Here is a 21,662-nt window from a genome sequence, read left to right as displayed (position 1 = left end):
GGTTCCTCAGGACAGCGCGTAGGCGGTGCCGATCGTATCGGGACTCAGCGTCGGCATGTCGTCGCCGCGACCGGCGGCGGCGAACCACGCGGCGTTGTCCGTGCCCAGCCTGGGTCCACGGCCCTGCACGCCACCGCCGCCTCGCGCAAAGCGGAACGGCAGGCCCGGAAAACGATCGCCGCCGGCTTCGAGAAACCATTGGCGCGCCGCCAGCTGCGCATCGGCTGCCAGGTCGGCGCTGGTCATGACGACGGCAGCGGCAATGCCGGCTTCCTGCAGTTCACGTTCCGCGGCAAAGGCGTCGCGCGCTCGCAGCCACTCGCCGATACGCGCATCGAGTTCATCGTGCGCACCGCGGCGGAGTGCGGCGCTGGCGTAGCGCGGATTGCCGGCCAGCGCAGCGCCGCCGATCAGGCGCGCGAAGGCCTGCCACTGTTCATCGCTGCGCACGCACAGCGTCAACCAGCGGTCTTCGCCGGCCGCGGCATAGCAGCCCTGCGGCGCATGGACCGCATGACGGTTGCCGCGCGGCGCGGGCTGCACGCCGCGACGCGAGCCGTCGAGAAAGTGCTCGCCGACAAACCAGCCGGTGGTTTCGTTCTCGGACAGGTCGATCCACTGACCCAGGCCATCGCGCTCGCGCTGCCACAGCGCCGTCATCGCGGCGCAGAGGCCCATGATGCCGTTCATGACGTCCATCTCGCGCACGCGGAACCAGGGGCTGCGCGCGTCATACGCGGTCAGCGATTGCAGGCCGCTGACCGCTTCGAGCGTGCCGCCGTAGCCGCAGTAGGCGGCGTAGGGGCCGGTTGCACCGAAGGCCGACATCGACAGCAGCACGAGCCGCGGATTCAATGCCTGGAGGCGCTCATAGCCATAGCCCTTGCGCTGCATGACGCCGGGGCGCGAGTTCTCGATGACGAGGTCGGTGCCGCGCACGAGTTCGTCGAGCACGGCGCGATCGGCGTCGCGCTTGAGGTCCAGCGTCAGCGACTGCTTGCCGCGGTGCAGCTGCCAGAAGCGCGGGTGATCGTTGATCTTCTCGACGTAGCCGCCGCGCATGCCGTCGAGGCGCTGCGGATACTCGATCTTGATGACCTCGGCACCGTAGTCGGCGAAGAAGCGCGCGGCATGCGGTCCCGCCCAGTCGTGCGTGAAGTCGAGGACGCGCAGGCCGGTGAAAGGGGCGGGTGCCTCAGCTTGTGCAGCAGACAGATCGCGTTTTGGGTCGCTATGGACTTCGCCGGCAGCCGCGTCCTGCCAGCCGCCGCGCTGCAGCCGGAACGGTGCGCCCGGCATACGCCCACCGCCGGGGGCCTCGACGAAATAGCCGCGCGCCGCGTGCTGCGGATCGGCGAGCGCTTCGAGCATCGACTGCAGCGGCGCCCAGGCCAGGCCGGCGCGCTGGCCGGCGGCGAACAGGTCCTGGCGCGTCTGTGTCGCCAGCCAGGGCTTCATGAGCGCCTCGGTCTGGGCGCGGTGGGCGATGCGGCCGCCCATCGCTTCGAGCTTGGGCGACAACAGTTCCGGCGCGCCGAACATCGTCGCCGCCTTCAGCCAGTGGCGGATCGGGCCGCCGACGATCGCCGCCTCGCCATCCGCGCAGGCGTAGGTGCGCCAGGGCACCATCGCGTGCTGGTCGCCGTTGCGCCGCGCGACCTTGCCGGTCGCGAGGTGTTCCATCAGCGCGACCTCGTAGTTCTCCATCGCCGCCTCGACGATCGCCAGGTCGATGACGTCGCCGCCGCCGTCGCGGGCGCGGCGCAACAGCGCCATCAGGCAGGCGCAGTAGGCGTTCATGCCGGCCGTCAGTTCGGCGATGCGGGGTCCGGCGTGCAGCGGTTCGCGCGCGCCGTCGCCGGTCGACTGCATCAGTCCGGCGGCGGCGTACAGCGTGATGTCGTCGGCCTGCCAATCGCGCTTCGGGCCGCTGAGGCCGTGGGGCGTGATGCGGCAGATCACCGCCTGCGGATTCAACGCATACAGCCGTTCGGCATCGAAGCCGGCGGCGTCGAGGATGCCGACACCCCAGGCATCGATGATCACATCGGCGCGCGAGAGCAGCGGTTCCAGCGCGGTCGCGTTCGTGCCGGCGGGGAGTTCGCGCTTGCCGCTGTGAAACCAGCTGCGCGCCGCGTCGTCGAGCGCCGCGTCGTGGCCGCCGGGCAGGCGCTGGACCTCGGCGCCGAAACCGGCCATCAGCTTGCCGCAATAAGCGCCGGCGACGTGGCCGCTCAGTTCCAGCACCCGCAGATTGTTGAGGCTCGACATAGGCTTTCAGTGTAAAGCCAGCAGCGCGCGGATCTCGTCTTGCACGCGCTGCGGCTGGCTCAGCGGGAAGAAGTGCCCGGCGTCGGCGAGTTCGACGTAGTGCGCCTGCGGCAGCAGTTCGTGCAGGCGCCGGCCCGAATGCACGCAGCGCGACAGCGCGCCGTACATCAGCAGCACCGGCATGCGCAGCGCGGCGATGGCGGCTTCGCTGATGCCCGGCTCGTCGAGTTCGGCGCGGGCGCTGGTATGGTCGAGCAGCTCCAGCCAGGCCTTGGCCGCGCGCGCGGCGCCGCGGCCTTCGCCGAACGGCGTGAAGTCGTCGCGGGCGCTCGGCAGCTTGCCGGCCAGGCGCATGCGCGCCGCCGCTTCGAGGAACAGATAGCCGACCTGCGGCAGATTTTCCCAGTCGGCGTCGTGGGTCGCGGCGACCTCCCTCTCGGCGGCGCTGATGACCGGTGTGTCGTGCAGGCGCAGCAGCGGCTGGATGCGCGAAACGCGGGTGTCGATCAGGCCCAGGTGACTGACGCGGCCGGGGGCCATGCCGGCCAGTTCCAGCGCCGCCGCCCCGCCGTAGCTGTGTCCGATGACCGCTGCGGTTTTCACCGACAGCGCGTCCATCAGGCGCAGTGTATCCTCGGCAAAATCTGCGGGGCGGTAACCGCTCGCCGGGCGCTCGCTGTAGCCGTGGCCGCGCAGATCGAACAGGGTCACCCGGTAGCGGTCCTGCAGCGCGACGGCCGTCGCGTACCAGAACGCGCGGTTGGTGGCCAAGCCGTGGATCAGCACCAGGTCCGGGCCTTCGCCGAGTTGTTGCGCGGCGAGTTTGGGTGCGGCGCTCATGCGAGCGATGCCCACGGGTGGTCAGGGCCGAAAGAATTTTGGAGAGAGCAGGAATGTTGTCCGCGCACAGTCAGGATGTCGTCACCCACTACACGCGGCGCCACACGGGCCGCGACGGCCTGTTCGGCGACCAGCCGTTTGCCAACTACGGTTACTGGACGCGGCCCGGCATGACGCTGGAGCAGGCGGCCGAGGCGCTGACCGAAGTCGTCGCGACGGCGGCGGGCCTGCGTCCGGGCGATACGGTGCTCGACGTCGGCGCCGGTTACGGCGCGGGCGCGGTGATCTACGCCAAGCGCTGCCGGCCGGCGTCGATCGTCGGCATCGACATCACGCCGGTGCGCATCGAGGAAGGCAAGAAGTACGTCGCCGGCCACGGCCTGTCCGACATCATCGACCTGCGCATCGACAGCGCGACCGCGATGAGCTTTGCCGATGCGACCTTCGACAAGGTCGTCTCGGTCGAATGCGCGTTCCATTTCGATACGCGCAAGGATTTCCTGCGCGAAGCCGCGCGCGTGCTCAAGCCCGGCGGCACGCTGGCGCTGACCGACATGATTCCGCGCCGCGGCGTCGACCCCGCCAGCTACATGCGCGGCGAGAAGACGCTCAACAGCGGCGTCTGCCTCGACAACATGGACAACGCCTACGACGCCGATGCCTACGCCGCGATCCTGCGCGAAGTCGGCTTCGAGGCGGTGCGCGTGGAGTCGATCGTCGAATGGACGCGCCTGCAGTTCGCCGCGACGCTCGATGCAATGGGCGAGGCGCGCAGCGACGACACCGGCGCGGCCTGGCGCCGCTCGGCCGCGCGCCTGCGCGAGATGGTCGCGCTCGGCGAGGATTACGTGCTGGTCGTTGCGCGCAAGGCGCGCTGAAGCGGCCGTCTGCATCCAATCATTCTTGGTATTTGAGGAGTCAGCAGCAATGACGTCGGAGCATACGGAAGGCATCGTCAAATACTACACGCGCCGCCACACGCAGCGCAGGGATGCCTTCGACCGGCCGTATGCCAACTACGGTTACTGGACGCGGCCCGGCCTGTCGATGGCGGACGCCGCCGAGGCGATGGCCGGCCTGGTCGCCGGCGCGGCGGGCCTCGGCCCGCAGGACGAGGTGCTGGAGGTCGGCTGCGGCTATGGCGCCTGCGCGGTGCGCTACGCAAGCTGCTTCGGGCCGAAGTCCATCGTCGGCATCGACATCACGCCGACCCGCATCGAGCATGGCCGTGAGTACGTGGAGCAGTGCGGTCTGTCGAAGACGATCGACCTGCGCCTCGGCGATGCGACGAATCTCGATTTTGCCGACGCCAGCTTCGACAAGCTGATCGCGGTCGAATGCGCGTTCCACTTCGACACCCGCCGCGACTTCCTGCGCGAGGCCGGGCGCGTGCTGCGGCCGGGCGGCACACTGGTGCTGACCGACCTGATCCCGAAGCGCGGCACTGACATCGCGCGCTATGTCGCCGCCGAGAACGAGCTGGCGGCCGACATCGACATGTACAACGAGAAGAACGCCTACGACGCCGACGTCTACACCGGCTATCTGCGCGAGTCGGGCTTTGCCGAGATCCGCATCGAGTCGATCCTGCCGCTGGCGCTTGCGCGCTTCGTGCCCGCCTGCCGCGAGTACGCGCAGCGGCCGACGACGGTGGGTGGCGACAAGATCATGCAGCACGCCGACAAGCTGCAGGCGGTGATCGACGCGGGCGAGGACTACGTGCTGGTGGTGGCTCGCAAGGCCGAGTAAGGGTTGGCGCTAGTCTCTCGATACACCGTGCGCCTTGCGCACGGCACTCGAGACGAACGGCATTTTGTTGTAGCCCGAAGGGGGCAGCCAAAAGCCCGTTCGTCTCGAGTGCCGCCGAAGGCGGTGTATCGAGAGACCGCCGCTACGCCGTGTGCGCCGCGATGTACTTCGCAATCTGCCCAATCGACAGATCGTCGACATACCGCCCATCCTTCATCAGCAGCGCATCGAAGGACAGCTTGCGGCGGACAACTTCTTCCTGGATCGCGACGACGAGCTGGATGATGTCGATCGATTCGAAGCCCAGGTCGGCGAGCAGCTTGGTGTCGCTGCCCATCGGGCCTTCGAAATCGTTATCCCAGTCTTGCGTGAAGTCTTCGAGGAGTGCGATCAGTTTCTGCTGGTAGGGGTCGCTGGGGGACATCGTTGTCTCTGGGGTAGTACAGCGACTCCGGCAGCTTTTCGAGGTCAAAGCCCTCGCAGTTGCGGCGGACGCAGTAGGTATCGGGTTTCAGGACCCGCAGTTTACCCATTGCGCGCTGTTCTTCCAGATAGTCCAGCGTGGCTTCGACATCGGCGAAGTCCAGCTCCCCCTTGTGCGGGGCGAGATCGTAGCGCCACCACTCGAGCGCCAGCAGGCGTTCGATCTGGTCTTCCGGCAGCCGCATGCGCATGAGCTTGGCCGGCGTGCCGGCAACGATCGCGTACGGCGGTACGTCCTTGGTCACCACCGAACGCGCGGCGACGACCGCGCCGATGCCGATCGTGACGCCGCGCTTCACGAAGGCGCCGGCACCGACATAGGCGTCGTGGCCGATGACGGTCTTCTGCGGCAGCGTGAACGCTGTCGGTGTCGGGCCATCCGGCGCCAGGCGCGCGGCTTCCGGCAGTTCATAGAAGCGCGGCAGATATTCGCGCTGGGTGAACGTGAACATGTGCGTGCTGAACCAGTCCATCGGATGTTCCGGCGGACCGATCACGCAGGATTCGCCGATCTGGCCATAGCGGCCCACCTCGGTTGCGTACATGCTCGAGGTGCTGTGGCCGTTGAAATAGGTGAAGGCGCCGACCTTGCAGTTCTTGATGCGCCGCGGGTCGAGAATGAAGGCCGGATTCTCGTAAATCAGCGTGCCGGCAATTCCTTTGCCTTCGTAGATCTTGAGACCGTGGTCCAGCAACTGCTTGGCCGTGAGGCCGGTCAACCGGTTCGTCTGAGGTTTCATGTCTGGCGGGCTCATGCGGGGGGACACTGAGGCTCCATGCTGCAAATATGCAGCAAGCATCATGCCCGCGCAGAGCCCTGGCGCCTGCCAGAAAAGCCCTACGCGGAAGTCAGCATTCGACGTTGTCTGCTCTTCGTTTACTCCATGTAGCCGAGCATTTGCAGCTGCTCGATGATCTGCTTCTGCTCGCCGGCGTCCATTTCGGTTTCCAGCTCGCGACGCTGCGGTGCCTTGGTGCGTGCACCCTTCTTGACCGGGTTCGCGGCGAGCCATTCGGCGCTGAAGAACGTGTCCGGCACCTGGCCTTCGAAGTCGACCGGTACGGCGAGGCCGACGCTGTGCAGCAGCGTCGGCGCCACATCGACGATCTGCCGCAGACCGACCATGCCGGCCGCCGGAATGCCGGGACCGACGGCCATGAAGATGCCATCCGGATGATGCGTGCCGGCCGCATGCGGGCGATCGGCGACGCAGGGCTGCAGGTTCTTGATCGACACGAAGCCGTTGTCCGACAGCACCAGCGTCAGGTCGCAGGCGCGCTGCATGTGCTTGCCGGGAAACCACTCCTCGCGCTTGAGCACGTCGGTGATGATCTGCTCGCCGGTTTTCGGATGCTTCAGCGACTTGAGGTCGGCGATGAGTTTTTCGCGGAAGCTTTCGTAGTCTTCCGGCTTGATGCCCGGATCGCCCGGCTTCTCGGCGACGCGGATGTGAATACCGTTGCTCGACGGCGTGCGGCAGTACGCGGTGGTCTTCGACCAGTCGAGGTTCGCGAAGTCGGCGGCTTCTCGGCGGATCGCCATGTCGGTGCCGTCGCTCTTCGCCCACGCGAGATAGCCCTTCTCCTCGAGAAAGGCGTTGATGCGCAGCACATAGGTCGATGCGGTGAAGCCGTGGTCGGACGCGAAGAACACCTGCGTGTCCGGCCCCGCCAGCTTGACCAGCTTCTCGATATAGCCGTCGAGATTGCGGAAGTATTCGATGCAGACCTCGCGCATTTCCTTGTCGTGGCCCTGCGGATTCGCCGGCAGCAGATCCTTGTCGAGCCACGGCCAGGCCTGGTGCTGGATCTTGTCGGTGCCGTCGAACATCACGGCCATCAGGTCCGGCTGATCGTTCTGCAGAATGAATTCGGCGACGCGGAACCACTGTTCCTCGCGCGGCAGGTGATAGCGCACCCACTTCGCGGTCTCGTCGGCCGACAAGGATTCCATCGCCTGCTTTTCCTTGTCGAAGTCCCAGGCCAGCTCCTTCGGATCGAAGCCGGGAATCTGCGTCTTGATGCGCTCGAACAGCTCGCGCGGATGGGTGTTGCGACGCAGGTGCTTGGCCGGGATGAAGCCCGGCACGATCGAACCCTTGAGGTCCTCGGCGGCCGGCGCGGTGAGCGGGAAGTTCAGTGCCGCGACGGACTTGGCCTTGCGCGAGCAGATCGACCAGATCGTCTCGCAGTCGATGTCGCGCGCGTCGTACAGCGTCCAGTAGACCTCACCGCCGCGGTCTTCCGCGCGGATGAAGTCGAACACGCCGTGCTCGCCGGGATTGCGGCCGGTCATGATCGAGCACCAGGCCGGCGGCGTCAGCGGGTTCGGCGTCGAGCGCAGCTTGGCGCGCACGCCGCGTTCGACCAGCGATTTCATGAACGGCATCGTCACGCCTTCGCCGGGCAGATCGCTGATCATCTGGTCGAGCACGGTGAAGGTGCAGCCGTCGAGGCCGATGAACAGGGTTTTGGTGGCGCTTTTCGGGGCGGTTTCAGACATTGGGGGAATCGGAGGTGACGCGGGGGGATGAGTAGTGTGCTTCAGTTTCTATGAAGATGTGACGCGCTGGCCGCCGGCATGCGCGGCGACGACGCACAGCGCGCTGACCGCCGCGGGTTCGACGAACTGCAGCGCCACATCGTAAAGCTGCCCGTTGTGGCTGATGCGTGCCGAGCCGAAGGCCACGGCGCGCGGATCGAGCTGACAGGCGGTCACGGTCCAGTCCTGCGGACGGCCTTCGAGACCGCTGCCGGCGGCTTTCGACGCGGCTTCCTTGGCCGACCATAGCGCGGCGGCGGCGAGGCCGCGGTCCTTCGCATCGAAGCCGGCGAACCATTTCTGCTCGGCATCGCCGAAGCCGCCCTGGATCAGTTCGTCGGCCTGCACGCGTTGCAGCGGCTGATAGTCGAGGCCGACCGCGAGGCCCGGATCGGCGACGACTGCCGCCGCCCAGCCGTGGCTGTGCGAGATCGACACGGCCGGCATCTGTACGTTGTTCAGCGCCGCAATTCGCAGCAGCGGCCGGCCGCGCGCGTCGTTGTCGACTTCGATGTCGGCGGAAGCCAGTTCCAGCTGCAGGCGCGTGCGCACCCAGTCGCGCGCCGCCTCCTTCGCGGCGATGCGGCCCATCAGCCATTCCTCGCGGCGCGGGCCGCTGGCCGGCAGCGCATACCAGGCGGCGCGTTCGCGCACGCCGAGCACCATGTGCGCGAGGCCGCGGCCCCAGATGCCGCCACCCTGCGCGAGCAGATCGTTGTCGAACGGCGCGACGCGGCGCGCGTGCAGGCCCGGCGGCAGCAGGCCGTCCATCCAGACTTCGCCGAGGAAACCGCGCGGCGGGTCGAGGCGGAAGCGGTAGTAGCGATCGGCGACGTCGAAGGTGCGGTCTTCCCAGTTCGTCGCGCGCATCAGCACACGGCCGTCGGTGGTCGTCGCCTCGACATCGCCGGCGAGGCGGTCAGCGGCGGGCAGGCTGACCAGTGCGCGGCTCAGCACCGTGGTGCCTGCGGGCTGCGGCGGCGCATACAGCGCGATGCGTTCGATGCCGAACGGGAAACAGTTGATCTGGCCGCCGTGCTGCTCCTGCAGCCAGTAATAGAACGTCTGGCCCAGCACGTCGGCGAGTGTCGGATCGATCTGCAGGCGCGGGCTTTGCGTGAAGCTGAAATAGTCCTGCGTCGGCAGGATGCGCAGTTCGGCATCGAGGTGCTGGGTGTTCCAGCCCAGCAGTTTGTGCGCGCCCTGCAGGCCCGGGCCGTGGAACATGCCGCGTGCGTAGAGTGCGTCGTCGCTGTTGAAGGCGGCGGGCTTGCCGGCCGCCGGTGCGCTCAATGCCGCAGGCGCGGACGGATACGTTGCGGCGAGCGCGACCTGCGCTTCGAAGACGACCAGCCCCATCGCGGGGCCGCCCTGGCCGAGCAGGAACAGGCGCACATGCGCGCGCGCCGCCTCGCCGGTGCTGGCGCCGACGCGTTCGGCGACGATGCGCAGCTGCAGCTCGCCGTCGTCGAGCGCCAGCCAGCGCGAACCGCGCGCCTGCTCGATCGCGGTGACCTTCAGCGCCGGATCGCCGATCAGACGCGCGGCGGCTTCGGCACAGATTTCCAGGCTGAACGTGAACGGGATGACCGGAATCGCCAGCAGCGACGGGTCGCGCAGGCTCGGCGTGCCGCCGACGCAGTGATCGCGCAGGAAGCGATCGGTCTGCAGGTCGTAGCGGCGCTCGCAGACTTCGCGCGCGTCGCTGCGTTCGAGCACCGGACCGAGCAGCGGGAAGCGGGCATCGAGGCCGTTGCTGGTCGGCGCCGTCGTCGATGTGGCCGTTGCAGGGCCTTGCCCGGTCGCCAGGCCCAGCACGCGCGCCTGGCTGTCGAGGAAAGCCTGCATCAGCGAGAAATGGCTTTGCAGCACGGCGAGGCGTCGATCGTCGGCCGCCGGTGCAGCGATAACGGGTGCGACGGCCGCAGCCGGCGCAGCACTGGGCATTGGACGCTTCCAGTGTTCGGGCAGGCTGATCTGCGGCATCTGCAGCGCGACTTTCGCCGGCTTCTTCTTCGCGACGCGCGGTGCCGCGAGCAGATCGAAGCTGGCGATGTCGCGCTGCGCATAGAGGCGCCGCGGATCGAAGGACACGCCGGCGGCGAACAGCTGCGCCAGCGCGCCGTGCAGCTGCGCGAGACTGCCGCGGCGACGGTTGTCGCTGGCGATGGAAATCACATCGGCCTTGTCGCGTAGCGTGTCGGTGACGAAGGAACTCAGGTTGCCGCCGGGTCCGACTTCGAGAAACACGCGATAGCCATCGGCATACAGGCGTTCGATCGTCGCGGTGAAGCGCACCGGATTTTCCCACTGCTGGGCGGCGAGCTCGCGGATTGCATCCGGTTCCTGCGGGAAAAGGCCGACGCTGCGCGCGCTGTACAGCGTCGTGCGGCCGGGGCCGAAGTCCAGCGTGCGGAAATACTCGCGGAAAGCATCCGCCAGCGGCTTGAACAGCGGCGTGTGGTAGGCGCGGCCGAACGGCAGGGCCTGGCAGATCGCACCTTCCGCCGCGCAGCGTTCGCGCAGGCGTTCGGCCGCGGCCGGCTCGCCGAACATGACGAGCTGGTTCGGGCAGTTGTCCATCGCCAGCTGCATGCCGTCGCTGCCGGCCAGCAGGCGTTCGCGCGCCGCCGCATCGAGGCCGCCGATCGACAGCAGCGTGCCGTGCACGATCTGCTGGCGGCTTTCGAGCGTCTGGTAGATGCCATGCACGGCCTCGACCGCGTCGTCGAGTTCCTCGCGCGATGCATAGCGGCGCAGGCCGCTGGTCGTCAGCGCGGTGTTCTCGCCGGTGGAATGACCGAGCATCGCGTCAAACTTGAGGCCGAGCTCGTCGTACAGCGCCTGCAAGGCCAGGCTCGCGGTGAACACGGACTCCGCGCCGAGATCCATCGCATGCAGCGCCTGCTCGTTCGCGGCTACCTGACCGGCATCGAGTCCGGTCGGCGCGGGGAACAGCACCCGGGCCGGCGGGGTCGCACCGCGCCGCGTGGCGCCCGCGGCCATGCGGTCGAAAGCCTCGCGCACCGGCGGAAAACGCAGGCAGACGTCGGCGAGCATGTCGGGATACTGCGAACCTTCGCCCGGGAACAGCAGGCAGACCTTGCCGTTCAGCGCGCCGTGCGCGTAGGCCACGCCGGTACGCGTCTTGAACGCCTTGGCACCGGGCACGGCGAGCTTGTCGAGTGCGCCGCGCAGTTTCTTGATGAGATCGGCGCTGCTGTCGCAGCTGGCGGCGAGGCGATGCATGCCGTCGCAATAGGCGGACGCCGCGGCGGCGCACTCGGCGAGCGTCAGCGGCAGCGGCCCTTCGAGCTGGGCCAGCGTCGCATTGATGCGCGCGATCAGTTCGGCCTGCGAGTTCGCAGCGAGCAGGAAGACTTCGCCGGTCTGCGGTGCGTTCAGCGCTGCGGCCTGCGCCAGCGGTGTCGCGCGCGGCACATACTCCTCGAGGACGACGTGCGCATTGATGCCGCCGAAGCCGAAGGCATTGACGCCCGCGCGGCGCGGCGTCTCCGCGCCGTGAATCCACGGCCGCGTCTGGTTGTTGATGTAGAACGGCGTCTGGTCGAGATTCAGTGCCGGGTCCGGCTCGTCGCACAGCATGGGCGGCAGCACCTTGTGGTGCAGCGCCAATGCGGTCTTGATCAGCGATGCGGTGCCGGTGGCCGGCAGGCAATGGCCGATCATCGACTTCACCGCCGAGATCGCGATCTGCGGCCCCGCGCCGCGCGCGCCGAAGACTGCGTTGAGCGCTTCGATCTCGGTCTTGTCGCCGACGACGGTGCCGGTGCCGTGCGCTTCGATCAGGTCGACCGTCAGCGGATCGACGCCGCTGGACTCATAGGCGCGATGCAGCGCGAGCACTTCACCTTCCAGGCGCGGCGCGAGCAGGCCCTTGGCCTTGCCGTCCGATGCGCTGCCGATGCCCTTGATGACGGCGTAGATGCGGTCGCCGTCGCGTTCGGCATCCGCAAGACGTTTCAGCACCAGCATGCCGCTGCCTTCGCCGATCAGCGTGCCGTCCGAGCCTTTCTGGAACGGCCGCAGGCGGTCGCGCGACAGCGCCTGGATCTGGCAGAACTGGATGAACAGCTGCGGCGGCGTCTGCGCCTGCGTACCGCCGCACAGCATCAGGTCGCAGCGGCCGTTGACGAGTTCCTGCACGGCCTGGTCGAGTGCGATCAGCGACGACGCGCAGGCGGCATCGACGATGTAGCTCGGCCCCATCATGTCGAGCCGGTTGGCGATCAGGCCGGCAATGACATTCGGCGTCAGCACGCCGACGAAGTCGCCACCGTAGGGCGGCAGCTGCTGCTTGAGATCGGTCTGCAGTGCGCGGATGTCGGTGTCCGTGAAGTCCGGGCGCAGGCCGCGGATCACGTCCATCATCTGATCCATGAAGAAGCCGCGCGACAGCATGCTGGCGAGGCCGCGGTTGCCGTAGGTGCCGCGCGCAATGACGACGCCGGCGCGCCGGCCGTCGAAGGCCTTGCCGCCGGCCGATGCGAGGTAGCCGGCGTCGGCAAGCGCATCGCGCGCCATCTTCAGCGCGAGCAGATGATCCGGATCGCTGCCGACCGCGACGCTTGGCATGACGCCGACTTCCATCGGATCGACATGCGCCAGCTCGTGCAGGAAGCCGCCCTTGGTCGTGTAGATGCGGTCGTCGGCGCTGGTGCCGGCTTCGAAGTAAGGGCCGACCCAATCCGCCGGCGCATCGCTGATCGCGTCGACCTTGGCGCAGATGTTCTGCCAGAACGCACGCGCGTCGGGCGCGCCGGGATAGACCCCGGCGAGCCCGACGATGGCGATGTCGAGTGGCTGGCTCACGAACGCGGAACTTAGCGTGCGCCGCCGATGGCGGGGTCAACGTAGTCCGGCGAGCTCGGCGCGAGACGGTTGAGCGCGGTGCTGATCGTGCTCTCGGCGTCCTCGATGACGTAGCGCACGGCGCCGCTGCTGTCGACGAACTCGGCGACCGAGGTCAGCTGTTCGTTGTCGCCGGCGACGAAATGCTGCACCAGGGTCAGCGTGCCGCTGACCGGCTGCAGGCCGAAGCGACGCAGGCGGCCGATGCGTTGCGGCATCACGCCCTTGCCTTGATGGCGCTGCGCCCAGACGAAGGCGAGCTGCGCAGCAGCGTCGAGCAGTGCGGGGTCGAACAGCCATGCGGCGCTGCTGCCGGCGATGAAGCGATCCGGCGACGAAGCCCGCACGCTGGCGACGGCGCCGTTGGCGGCCAGCGCGCCGATGTGGTCGACCGCGCGCAGGCGTTGGCCGCGGCACAGATGCTGTGCGTAGGCTTCGCCGGCGCTCATCGGATCGAGTTCGCTGAGCGCTGCCAGTTGCGCGGCGATGCCCTTCGGCAGCTGCTGCATCAGCACGACGGTGGCGCGGAACCAGGGCTCATCGGCGCGGTTCGGCGTGCCGAGTTGCACGGTGATGCACTGGCTGCCCGGTTCGGAATGCGTCGCCGCCTTGGCGCGCAGCTGGATGTCGGTGCCGGTCTCCGGATCGACGACCAGCGCCGCGTGCGTGCGCAGATCGCGGATCTCCGCGACCGTCCATTCCGGCCAGCCGCAGGCGACAAACTGGGCGATCGTCTCCAGCGCAATCGCCAGCGGCACGACCGGCTGACCATCGACGACGTGATCGCGCAGCCAGGGGTCCTCGGCGACGTTGAGCTTGTGATCAAGCGTGACAGCGCCGCCGACGCCGATGCGTACCGGCTTGCGCGCGAAGGCGTAACGCAGGCCAGCCGCAGCGCCCGGTGCTGGTGCCGCAGTCGCGAGGGCGCCCCAAGGCCCCTGACCGGCGACGAGTTCGACATCATGGCGCGGGCCGTTGGCGAGTTCGTCAAGGAAGAACTGGCAGCCGGAAGGCAGCGGGATCGGCTCCATGCCGCGCTCGCGCAGCTGGCGCTTGATGCCCTCGCTCGCCATGCCGCCGTCCCAGGGGCCCCAGTTCACTGCCATCACGCGGGTCTGCGTCCAGCGCCGATGCAGGTCCCAGGCGAGGCGGTTGAGGGTTTCGTTGGCGGCGGCGTAGTCGCTCTGGCCGCGGTTGCCGTAACGGCCGGCGACCGACGTGAAGAAGGCAATCAGCTTCAGCGTGTCGGGCTTGAGCTTCTGCGTCAGCACGAACGCCGGATCGAGCTTGGTGCCAAGCACGCGCTCGAAGGATTCCGCCTGCTTGTCGGCGAGCAGCTTGTCCTCGATGACGCCGGCGCCGTGAATCACCGCGTCGATGCGACCATGCTGCGCGTAGATGCCGTCGATCAACGCACCAAAGGCGGCTTCATCGCGGACATCGCAGGCGCGGTAGTCGACGACTGCGCCGGCGGCGCGCAGGCTTTGCAGGTTCTCGCGCAGTTCGCGATCGACCTGGATGCGGCTGACCTCGCGATCGATGTCGACCGGCCGCGGGCGTTCGCCGCGGGCGAGGCGCTCGGCGAGCAAGCCCTTGCGCAGCGCGTCGGTGTCGGCGAAGGCGCGCGTCGCGGCGGCTTCCTCGCCGGGCTCCGCGGTGCGGCCCAGCAGCACCAGGCGCATGCCCGGCTTGACCATGCGTTCGATGATCTGCGCGGTGATGCCGCGCGCGCCGCCGGTCGCAAGCAGCACCCAATCGCCGTCCGGCGTCAGGTGCGAGCCGAAGGGGCTGACGGCGAGCGCCTGTTCCAGCGTTGCAGCGCCGTAGCGTTCGCTGCCGATGTAGCCGGCCTCGGTTTCGCCGTCGTCGGCAAACACTTCGTCGATCAGCAGGCGCACGACCTGCGCGTCGCTGTGGCCGTCGAAGTCGACGGCGCGTGCGACGCAGCCCGGCACTTCGATGCGCAGGCAGTTGAGGATGCCGTTGGCGCCGCCGGAAATCGGCAGGCCTTCGCCGATCGCGTCGCGGCCGAAGGTGCCGCCGTTGCGGCTCGCGGCGATGACGCGTGCGGCCGGCAGGTCGACGAGCGAAACCTGGATTGCGTGGAACAGACCGACGATGTCGCGCTGCCAGGCCTGCTGCCAGCCGCGCAGATCGCTGACCGGCTGCATGCGCAGGCCGTGCAGGTTCAGCAGCAGCTTGACCGGACCGTGCGCGCTGCGCGCCTGTTCGATCTGCGCGCGCAGCGCTGTCGCATCGGCGGAGCCGATCAGCACCGGCTGCAGGCCGCGCTGCTTGAGCTGCGCGACGAGTTCGGTGGCGATCGCGTCGCTGTCGCCGAGCAGGACTGCGAGGCCCGACAGTGCGACGTTCGCGGCGGCAAGAGGCGCCGGACGCGACTTGATGACGTAACGCGGCGTGGCGGCGACTTCGACCTGGGCCGCCGGCACGGACAGCACCGCAGGCACGGCAGGCAGCGCAGCGGCCGGCGCGGGCGCCAGCGTGGCTAGCGCGGACAGGATCGCGTTGAGCGACTTGGCCTTGGTGTAGCGCTCCATGTTCTGCTGGATCGCGGCGGCGACGGACTCAGGCACTGCCTTGCGCAAGGCGCCGACGATCTCGACGCGCTTGATCGAGTCGATGCCGAGGTCGGCTTCGAGATCGGCGTCGAGCGCGAGCATGTCGGTCGGGTAGCCGGTGCGCTCGGCGACGATGCCGAGCAGCAGCGTCTTGTAATCGACCGCGGCAACCGGCGCCGCATTGCTGACGGCTGCCGGTGCTGCCGCCACGGCGACGGCCGGTGCGAGCGCGTTGAGCGCGGACAGGATCGCGTCGAGCGACTTGGCCTTGGTGTAGCGCTCCATGTTCTGCTGGATCGCCGTGGCAACGGATTCCGGCGCCGCCTTGCGCAGCGCGCCGACGATCTCGACACGCTTGATCGAGTCGATGCCCAGATCGGCTTCGAGGTCGGCGTCGAGCGCCAGCATGTCGGTCGGATAGCCGGTGCGTTCGGCGACGATGCCGAGCAGCAGAGACTTGTAGTCGACAGCAGCGACGGCGGTGGCTGCGACGGGGACGGCCGCGGCAGCGGGCGCGCTGCTTGCCGGTGCGATGGTCGCCAGCGCCGACAGGATCGCGTTGAGCGACTTGGCCTTGGTGTAGCGCTCCATGCTCTGCTGGATCGCGACGGCGACGGACTCAGGCACCGCCTTGCGCAAGGCGCCGACGATCTCGACGCGCTTGATCGAGTCGATGCCGAGATCGGCTTCGAGGTCGGCGTCGAGCGCGAGCATGTCAGTTGGATAACCGGTGCGCTCGGCGACGATGCCGAGCAGCAGCATCTTGTAATCGACCGCGGCAACCGGCGCCGCATTGCTGATAGCCGCGGGTGCTGCCGCCACGGCGACGGCCGGTGCGAGCGCGTTGAGCGCGGACAGGATCGCGTCGAGCGACTTGGCCTTGGTGTAGCGCTCCATGTTCTGCTGGATCGCCGCGGCGACCGACTCAGGCACCGCCTTGCGCAAGGCGCCGATGATCTCGACGCGCTTGATCGAGTCGATGCCGAGGTCGGCTTCGAGATCGGCGTCGAGCGCGAGCATGTCGGTCGGGTAGCCGGTGCGCTCGGCGACGATGCCGAGCAGCAGCGTCTTGTAGTCGGTCGAGGCGACGACGTTTGCCGTCACAACGATCGGTGCGACCGGAGTGGGGGCGCTGATCGGTGCAACCTGCTGCGCCGGCGCGACAACGGGCACCGCCGGTGCCGCCAACGTCGGCATCTGCAGCGCCGCGCCCTGCGGCAGCGGCGCGCCGCCGAGATACTGCTGGACGACGCGTTCCTGCAGGTCGAGGAACTGGCGCATCGTCTGCTGATAGGCGATCAGCGCTTCGTTGCTCAGCGCCGTTGCCGCAGGCGCGGAACCCGTCGCGGCAACGCTGGCCGGCAGACGGGCGCGGATCGTCGCTTCGAGCTTGGCTTCGATCTGTGCGCGGGCCGATGCCGCGCTGGCGCGGGTCAGCGCCGGCAGCTTGCCGGTGCGCTGCTCCGGCTCGTGCTGCGGGCGTGCGCAACCGCCGCTGAGCATCCAGACGTGCTTCGCGAGCACCGGCACCGCGGCGCGTTCGCGCAGCTGCGCGAGATCGAGCAGCGGCAGGTCGCGCTGCGCATACAGCGCGCTGATGTCGAAGTGGACGCCGGCGACAAACAGTTCGGCGAGGCCGAGTTGCAGGCTGCGCAGACCCTGCGCGCCGGTGTCGAGCGAGATCGCCTGCGCGTCGCGGCCTTCGAGAATCTGCCGGGCGAGGCCGGCGCAGATGCCGCGCGGTCCGAGCTCGACGAATACGCGTACGCCGGCGGCGTGCATCGCTTCGATCTCGCTGACGAACTCGACACTCGACAGCAGGTGCTGGTCGAGCTGCGCCTGCATCGCCGCCGCATCCTGCGGATACGGCTGGCCGCTGCTGTTGGAATAGACCGTTAGCTTCGCGGCACGGAACGGCGTCGCATGGATCGCCGCCGACAGCGCGACCTTGGCCGGCGCGACGAGCTCGGTATGGAAGGCGCCGGCAACCGGCAGCGCAACGGCGCGCCGGCCGGCGGCTTCGAGCCGCTGCGTCGCGGTCTCGAGCGCGGCCTTGGGCCCGGAGATCACGCTCTGCTGCGGCGCGTTGTGGTTGGCGACGACGACGCCGTCGAGATCGGCGATGTGCGGCTGCACGTCCGCGCGTGCCGCCTGCACGGCGACCATGCCACCCGGCACCGAGACCGCGGCAGCCTGCGCCATCGCGCGACCGCGCTCGGCGGACAGGCGCAGGTAATCGGCGGGGTCGAGCACACCGGCGGCGAGCAGCGCGGTGTATTCGCCATAGCTGTGGCCGGCAGTTGCGATGGCGCGCAGGCCGAGGCGTTCGGCGAAACGCAGATAACCGAGCGACAGCGCGCCGATGGCGGGTTGTGCGTAACGCGTGTCGGTGACCGCCTTGGCCTGCAGCTGTTCGGTCTCGGCGTCGAAAGCCGCCGGCGGATACATGCGCGCGCTCAGGCGTTCCGGCAGCTGCTCGGCGAGCGTGTGTTCGGCGAACTCGAGCGCGCTGCGCACTTCCTCGATATACAGCGCGGCCTCGCGGCCCATGTTGACGTGCTGCGCGCCCTGGCCCGGGAACAGGAAGGCGACCGTCGGCGCTTCGGCCGGCACCGCGCGGTTGATGCGGATGTGCGGCGGCAGCGGACGGGCATTGCCGTTGAGGCTGTCGATCGCGGCTGCCAGATCCTTCTTCAACGCCGCCAGATCGGCAGCGACGATGGCGACGGCGACCGGCAGGCCGCGCTTCTGGTCGGCCTCGCGTGCCAGTGCCTGCGCGAGCTCGCCGGCCTGCAGCGGACTGTTGTCGGCGAGTGCGTCGATCGTGCGCTGCAGCGCGACGCCCAGCGCCGCGGCGTTGGCACCGCGGAACACGAACAGCTCGCAGGGCCAGCGGCGTGCACCCGGCGTCGCGCGCTGGCCGCGGTACTCCTCGAGCACCGCGTGGAAATTCGTCCCGCCGAAGCCGAAGGCGGACGCCGCGCCGCGGCGCGGATGATCCTTCGGCGCCAGCCAGGGGCGCGGGTCCTTGAGTAGATAGATCGGTGCGGCCGGATCGCTGATGACATCGATCGGCTTGGTGACGCCGGCATGGCCGGGCAGCACGCGGTGATGCAGCGCCAGCGCGACCTTGATCAGGCCAGCGGCGCCGGCGGCGGCCTTGGTGTGGCCGAGCAGGGTCTTGACCGAACCAATCGCCGCGCTGCGCGGTGCGGCGCCGCTGTCGAGCAACGCGCGCGACACGGTCTGTGCTTCGGTGCGATCGCCGACCGGCGTGCCGGTGCCGTGCGCTTCGACCAGATCCAGCGTCGCCGGCGAGAAGCCGGCCTTGGCGTAGGCGCGGTTCAGCGCGCGCACCTGACCTTCGGTGCGCGGCGCGGTCAGGCCCAGGGCCTTGCCGTCGCTGGAACCGGCGGTCGCCTTGATGACGGCGTAGATGCGGTCGCCGTCGCGTTCGGCATCCGCCAGTCGCTTGAGCGCGACCATCGCGACGCCTTCGGAGATCGCAATGCCGTCGGCGTCCTGATCGAAGGTGCGCGGCTTGCCGCTGGCCGACAGCGCCTGCGTCTTGGCGAACGCGGTGAACGCGTAAGCCGACTGAGTTGTGTCGAAACCGCCGGCGAGCACGAAATTGCTGCGGCCGGTTTCGAGTTCATTGACGGCGAGGCTGATCGCCGCGAGCGAGGAGCCGCAGGCGGCATCGACGACGAAGTTCACGCCGCCGAAATCGAGGCGGTTGGCGACGCGGCCGGCAGCGACGTTGAGCAGCGTGCCGGCGAAGGATTCCTCGGTCCATTCCGGCAGGCGGTCCCAGACTTCGGGCGACAGATTCTCGACGAAGCGCGGCAGCTCGGCGCGCATCGCGTATTGCTGGCCTAGGTCGCCGGCGCCGCCGCCGGCGCCGAGGATCACCGACGCGCGTTCACGATCGAACTGTCCGTCGGCATAGCCGGCGTCAGCGAGCGTGCGCGCAGCGGTTTCCAGAGTCAGCAGCTGCAGCGGGTCGATTGCCTTCATCGACTTCGGCGGGATGCCGTACTTGAGCGGATCGAAGGCGATCTCGTCGAGGAAGCCGCCCCACTTCGAGTAGACCTTGTCGCGCGCCTTCGGATCGGCGTCGTAAAGCAGCTCGGCATCCCAGCGCTGCTGCGGCGCTTCGCGGATCACCGAAATCTGCTTGAGGATGAGATCCCAGTAATCGTCCGGTGTGTTTGCGCGCGGCAGCGTGACGCCGACGCCGATGATCGCGATGTCCGACGGTTTCGCCGCGATCGGTGCAGCAGCACTTTCCGCGCAAGCGGCCAGCACTTCGCCCGCGCCGTCGCAGACCTGGCTGTGCAGTTCGGCGATCGACACGACCTGGTCGCGCAAGGTCGCGACCTGGCCGATCATGAACATGCCGTCGTCGCGCTGGCGCTGTTCGCTGACGACGACGACCTTGCCGGTCGGATCGCGGTCGAGGCCCTTCGATGCAATGCGCAGGCGGCCGAGGTTGAGATCTTCCAGCGCGTCGCGGATGTCCTCGACGCTGCGGCCTTCGCGGATCAGCTGGCGGCGCGTGTCGTAGAAATCGCGCGCGAAGCGGGTGTCGACGCAGCGCGATGCGTGGCCGGGGCCGGATTCGAGATTGAGCGTCTGCGTGCAGCTCAGCGCTACATCCTGGAAGCCCGGCACGATCGCGCCGGAGCTGACGATCTCCTGCGTGAACAGATAAGCGGTGCCCATCAGCACGCCGACCTTCATGCCGCGCGCGGCGAGCGGCGCGGTCATGGCCGCCACCATCGCCGCCGACGTCGCGTCGTGGATGCCGCCGGCGAACAGCACGTGGATGTTCTTGTCTTCGCCGGCCGGCACCTGTGCCAGCAGCACGTCGATCATCTGCTCCCACAACGGGAAGCTGGCGATCGGCCCGACATGGCCGCCGCACTCGCGGCCTTCGAACACGAAGCGGCGCGCGCCCTGTTCGAGGTACAGCGCGAGCAGCGCCGGCGCCGGCGCATGGATATAGGTCGGAATGCCTTCGCGCTCGAACTCCGCCGCCTGGTCCGGACGGCCGCCGGCGATCAGCGCGAAGGTCGGCTTGCAGGCGAAGACTTCGGCGCACTGCTCGTCGCGCAGCGCCTGCGGCACGAAGCCGAGCATGCCGACGCCCCAGGGCTTGCCGCCGATGCGCTTCTGCGTGTCCTGCAGCATCTCGCGCACCTGCGGACCGCGCATCAGCGCGAGCGCGAGGAAGGGCAGTGCGCCGCCGGCTGCAACATCAGCGGCGAAGGCCGGCGAATCGGAGACGCGCGTCATCGGGCCCTGCGCGAGCGGATAGCGCGTGCCGTGCGACTGCGCGAGCGCGGCGTTCTCGGCGAGCGGCTGCAGCGCGATCGCCTGTTCGATCTGTTGCTGCACGGCGCGACGCAGCGCCTGCAGCAGGCGTGCGGTGCTGCCGTAGCGCTGCCGGTAACCGGCGGCAAGACCGATGCCCTGGCCCAGCGGCAGCAGCTGATCGGCCGACCAGCCGATGCGCGCGCCGAACTGCTGTGCCCAGTCGGCGACGGTCAGATGGCCGCCATCGAGCAGGCGCAGATCGCTTTCGGCGGCACTGAGCGCAGCGCTGCCGGCGCGCGCGTAGACGCGGCACGGACGACCATGCAGTTCGCCGTAGGGTTTGCACTCGGCGCCATTGAGGCGCGCGAGTTCCTGCTGCTGGCCGACCGGCAGTGCGGATTCGGCGAGCAGCCACAGCACATCGTCGAGGACCACGCCGGCGGCGCCGGCCGCGCGGCAAGCGGCCGCGGCACGGATGCCGATGCCGCCGTGAACCAGAACCGGGCCGCGCACCGGAGCCGGCCCGCTGCGAGCCTGCATCAGCTTTTGCAGCAGGATGGAGCTGCTGTCCTGCGCGACCCAGCCGCCGCCTTCGTGGCCGCGGGCGATCAGCGCGTCGAACTGACCGTCGAGCTGGCGCGCCGCTTCGAGTGTCGTGACTTCGGCCAGCCAGCGTGCGGAGAGCTTCTTGAAATGGCGACGCAGCTGCAGCGCTTCATCGGCGCTGCCGCAGCAGATCAGGGTCAGGGTGCTGCCGGGGTTCGACGCGAGGAGCTGTTCGGCCAGCGCAAGCTGGGCAAGACCGAAGCGCAGGCCGATCGAAGATTCGCCAGCGGCGCACAGGCTGCTGAAATTCTGCCGCGCCCTTTCGGCGTCGACGCAGAATTCGAGGTCGAGGACGCCCGTGCCGCCGTTACGGCTGAGTGCGACGGCAATGCCGGCATGACTCCACTGCGCCGGCACCAGACCAATGACATCGAACTGCTTCATGTTGCTGCGCTCCGTGC

9 protein-coding genes are annotated in these 21,662 nt (G+C 68.7%); 2 read left to right on the top strand and 7 right to left on the bottom strand.

Annotated features, from left to right (window positions below; genetic code table 11):
• Window positions 1–6: 6 nt before the first annotated feature.
• Both AC3WUF_RS19720 and AC3WUF_RS19715 read right to left on the bottom strand, forming a co-directional pair.
• Window positions 7–2,271: a CaiB/BaiF CoA transferase family protein gene (locus AC3WUF_RS19720; protein WP_492428847.1), complete on the bottom strand. Its 2,265-nt coding sequence runs from the start codon at window positions 2,269–2,271 to the stop codon at window positions 7–9.
• A gap of 6 nt (window positions 2,272–2,277) precedes the next feature.
• Window positions 2,278–3,111: an alpha/beta fold hydrolase gene (locus AC3WUF_RS19715; protein WP_492428845.1), complete on the bottom strand. Its 834-nt coding sequence runs from the start codon at window positions 3,109–3,111 to the stop codon at window positions 2,278–2,280.
• Between the two features lie 53 nt (window positions 3,112–3,164).
• Between AC3WUF_RS19715 and AC3WUF_RS19710 the strand changes: the two genes are divergently transcribed.
• Window positions 3,165–3,989 (top strand): SAM-dependent methyltransferase, encoded by an 825-nt coding sequence (locus AC3WUF_RS19710; RefSeq protein ID WP_492428843.1) that lies wholly within the window; start codon window positions 3,165–3,167, stop codon window positions 3,987–3,989.
• Window positions 3,990–4,038: 49 nt separating this feature from the next.
• Window positions 4,039–4,860, top strand: a complete 822-nt coding sequence (locus AC3WUF_RS19705) for a methyltransferase domain-containing protein (RefSeq protein WP_492428841.1) — start codon at window positions 4,039–4,041, stop codon at window positions 4,858–4,860.
• A 142-nt stretch (window positions 4,861–5,002) separates the two neighbouring features.
• Here AC3WUF_RS19705 and AC3WUF_RS19700 read toward each other — a convergent pair whose 3' ends face one another.
• The 5 genes from AC3WUF_RS19700 to AC3WUF_RS19680 form a co-directional block, all read right to left on the bottom strand.
• Complete coding sequence (locus tag AC3WUF_RS19700; RefSeq protein ID WP_492428839.1) at window positions 5,003–5,197, bottom strand: hypothetical protein; 195 nt, start codon at window positions 5,195–5,197, stop codon at window positions 5,003–5,005.
• 16 nt (window positions 5,198–5,213) lie between these two features.
• Entirely contained in the window at window positions 5,214–6,083 is an 870-nt protein-coding gene (locus tag AC3WUF_RS19695; RefSeq protein WP_492428837.1) for a CatB-related O-acetyltransferase, read from the bottom strand.
• A 137-nt stretch (window positions 6,084–6,220) separates the two neighbouring features.
• Complete coding sequence (locus AC3WUF_RS19690; protein ID WP_492428835.1) at window positions 6,221–7,846, bottom strand: alkaline phosphatase family protein; 1,626 nt, start codon at window positions 7,844–7,846, stop codon at window positions 6,221–6,223.
• A gap of 48 nt (window positions 7,847–7,894) precedes the next feature.
• A complete protein-coding gene (locus tag AC3WUF_RS19685) occupies window positions 7,895–12,718 on the bottom strand; it encodes a beta-ketoacyl synthase N-terminal-like domain-containing protein (RefSeq protein WP_492428833.1) in 4,824 nt (1,607 codons plus the stop codon).
• 11 nt (window positions 12,719–12,729) lie between these two features.
• A complete protein-coding gene (locus tag AC3WUF_RS19680) occupies window positions 12,730–21,645 on the bottom strand; it encodes an SDR family NAD(P)-dependent oxidoreductase (protein WP_492428831.1) in 8,916 nt (2,971 codons plus the stop codon).
• Window positions 21,646–21,662 lie beyond the last annotated feature (17 nt).

The organism is Fontimonas sp. FW305-C-3 (genome assembly GCF_058783185.1).
Note: the sequence above shows the minus strand (reverse complement) of the source record. Positions and strands in the feature narration are given on the sequence as shown.